The organism is Sulfuricurvum sp. (genome assembly GCF_019163035.1).
Classification (GTDB): domain Bacteria; phylum Campylobacterota; class Campylobacteria; order Campylobacterales; family Sulfurimonadaceae; genus Sulfuricurvum.
Genome location: NZ_JAFLKV010000144.1, coordinates 1,980 through 4,633 on the forward strand (window position 1 = coordinate 1,980; position 2,654 = coordinate 4,633).

The 2,654-nt window shown below is 48.2% G+C and carries 2 protein-coding genes and 1 pseudogene; all 3 read left to right on the forward strand.

All coding sequences use genetic code 11. The features are described from left to right. On the forward strand, nucleotides 1-1,934 hold a 1,934-nt coding region (gene alaS / locus JZU62_RS10375; protein ID WP_295014528.1), incomplete at its 5' end, for an alanine--tRNA ligase. Continuing rightward, complete coding sequence (locus JZU62_RS10380) at nucleotides 1,931-2,467, forward strand: hypothetical protein (RefSeq protein WP_295014530.1); 537 nt, start codon at nucleotides 1,931-1,933, stop codon at nucleotides 2,465-2,467. The genes alaS and JZU62_RS10380, both read left to right, overlap by 4 nt. A 3-nt stretch (nucleotides 2,468-2,470) precedes the next feature. After that, nucleotides 2,471-2,654, forward strand: a pseudogene (locus JZU62_RS10385) (septum formation inhibitor Maf); the annotation flags it as partial.

The window sequence follows — 2,654 nt, forward strand, 5'->3', positions numbered from 1 at the left end:
CGAAGGGTGAGTTGAAACCTCTTCCGAAACCTTCTATCGATACGGGGATGGGATTGGAACGTGCTACGGCAGTATTAGAGGGGGCATTGAGCAACTACGATTCAACCCTCTTTATGCCGATTATTCGCAAAGTCGAAGCCCTTATCGGTAAACCGTATAGCTATGCAAGCGGTGCGTCGTACCGCGTTATCGCCGACCATATCCGAACCGTAACGTTTCTCCTTGCTCAGGGAACAAACTTCTCTAATGAAGGACGCGGGTATGTCTTGCGTCGTATTTTACGTCGTGCGGTTCGTCATGGATATTTGCTCGGATTTACCAAGCCGTTTATGTTTGAGGTTGCCGACACTGTAGCGGAATTGATGGGGAAACAATATCCGTACATCGTTGAGAAATTGGCAGTTTTAAAAGAGCAAATTATGCTTGAAGAGGAACGCTTTTTCAAAACCATCGCATCGGGGATTGAACTCTTCAACGAAGAGTTGAAAAATACCAAAGAGACCTTCAGCGGAGAAGTTGCGTTCAAGCTCTACGATACTTTCGGTTTCCCTCTCGATTTGACCGAAGATATGTTGAAAGAGAAAAATCTCTCCCTCGATGTGGAGACGTTTGAAACATTGATGTCTGAACAACGCAAACGGGCAAAAGCGGCGTGGAAAGGTTCGGGGGATGCTCATGTCGAGGGGGATTTTAAAACCCTTCTCGAAACATTTGGGGTCAATACCTTTATCGGATATGGCTACACGAAAGCTTCTGTCAAAATCCAAGCTCTTTTGAGTGAGAGTTTCGAGCGGGTTGAGCAACTTCATGCACACCAAAGCGGATGGGTACTCCTCGAAGAGACACCGTTTTATGCGGAAAGCGGCGGACAAAGCGGTGACACGGGGAAACTTGGCGATAAAGCGACCGTTAGTGAAACGAAAAAATTTCATGGCTTGAATCTCTCTCATATCGAGACGAAATCAACCGTGAGTGTTGGTGAGAGTATCGAAGCGGTTGTTGATCCTGAGCGTAACGAAATCGCAAAACACCACTCGGCAACCCACCTCTTGCACGCGGCATTGTACGAGCAGTTGGGGGAACATATTTCTCAAGCGGGTTCACTCGTTGAGCACAATCGTCTCCGTTTCGACTTCTCCCACCCTAAAGCGATGAGCCACGAAGAGATTGCTCTCGTCGAAGAGCGGGTGAACTATCATATCTTCCATGCGTTGGAAGGGTTAACTCGTGAGATGAGCATTGATGAAGCGAAAAAAAGTGGAGCCAAAGCGCAGTTTGGCGAAAAATATGGTGACACGGTTCGTGTCGTCAACTTCGGAACGGCATCGGTCGAGTTTTGCGGCGGTATCCATGTCGATAACACGGCAACCATCGGGACGTTTGTGATCGTCAAAGAGAGCGGTGTGAGCGCGGGTGTTCGACGTATCGAAGCGGTGTGCGGCAATGCGGCATATAACCTCTTTAAACAACAACGCCATCTTCTCGAAGAGGTCGAAACCTCGGTGAAAAATCGCGATGTATTGGCGGGGATCGAGCGTCTTAAAGAGCAGGTTAAAACCCTAAAAACTGAAATGAGCACATTGGCTTCTTCGGCTAAAGAAGAACTCTCTGTTACGATGATGGGCAACACGGCGGTAGTAGTCGCCGAACTCAGCGCAGGCGATATTAAAGAGCGTATCGATGAGCTCAAAAATCAGCACGATTCGGTTGCGGTGATCCTCTTCCAAGTCAAAGACGACAAAGTTCTTCTCGCGGCGGGGGCTAAAAACACTACGCTCAAAGCGGGTGATTGGATCAAAGCGATTGCTCCGATCCTCGGCGGCGGCGGCGGTGGACGTCCAGATTTTGCGCAAGCGGGCGGAAAAGATGCTTCGAAACTGGGTGAGGCCAAAGAAGCGGCATTGGCGTATGTAACGGCGGAGCTTGGTGCATGAAAGAGTTTTTGATTGAAACCTTTACGCATCATCGTAATCTAATTGTTTTTTTACATGTTATCAGTGCTGTTATATGGGTTGGGGGGATGATCGCGATCCGTTTCGCCACCCATCAATCACTTGCTCTGATTAGTGATCCGAAACTACGATTGGAACGCGCGGCGCATACCCTTAAACGTCTTTTTACGATTGTAACACCGTTCGTCATTATTCTTATCATTACAGCGGTGTTGATGGCGGTCGGTCTCGGATTCCGTGCGGCAGCAATGGACCCAATGGGCAATGTGATCGATGAATACGCGATGAGCATCTACAATACGATCCATATCAAAGAGGCGATTTGGCTGATTATGGCATTGAATTTGGGTGCTATGATGTGGCGCAGAGCAAAAGCAGAAAAAGCACTAAAAGAAGGGCATCTCGAAGAAGCCAAAGAGATGTTGGCTCTTATCGCTAAATATATGGTTCCTGTGAATATCACCCTCGGCGTAATCGCTATCTTCATCGGTGTGGTACTCCGAAACGCGTATTAAACTATGATACGCTTAGCGTCCTCTTCGATCACCCGTGCCGAACTTCTGGGGGCGGCGGGTATCCCCTTTTTGCAAGAGTCGCTCGAATATGATGAAGACTCCATTATCGCCCCCACCCCTAAAAACTTTGTGTATCAAGCAACACTCGGAAAATATCGTCTCAATTTGGAAAAATTTGGATGTGCCG

Bases quoted from the DNA above. Each gene is read 5' to 3' on its own strand.
- JZU62_RS10380 (WP_295014530.1), top strand. From the start codon at position 1,931: ATGAAAGAGTTTTTGATTGAAACCTTTACGCATCATCGTAATCTAATT.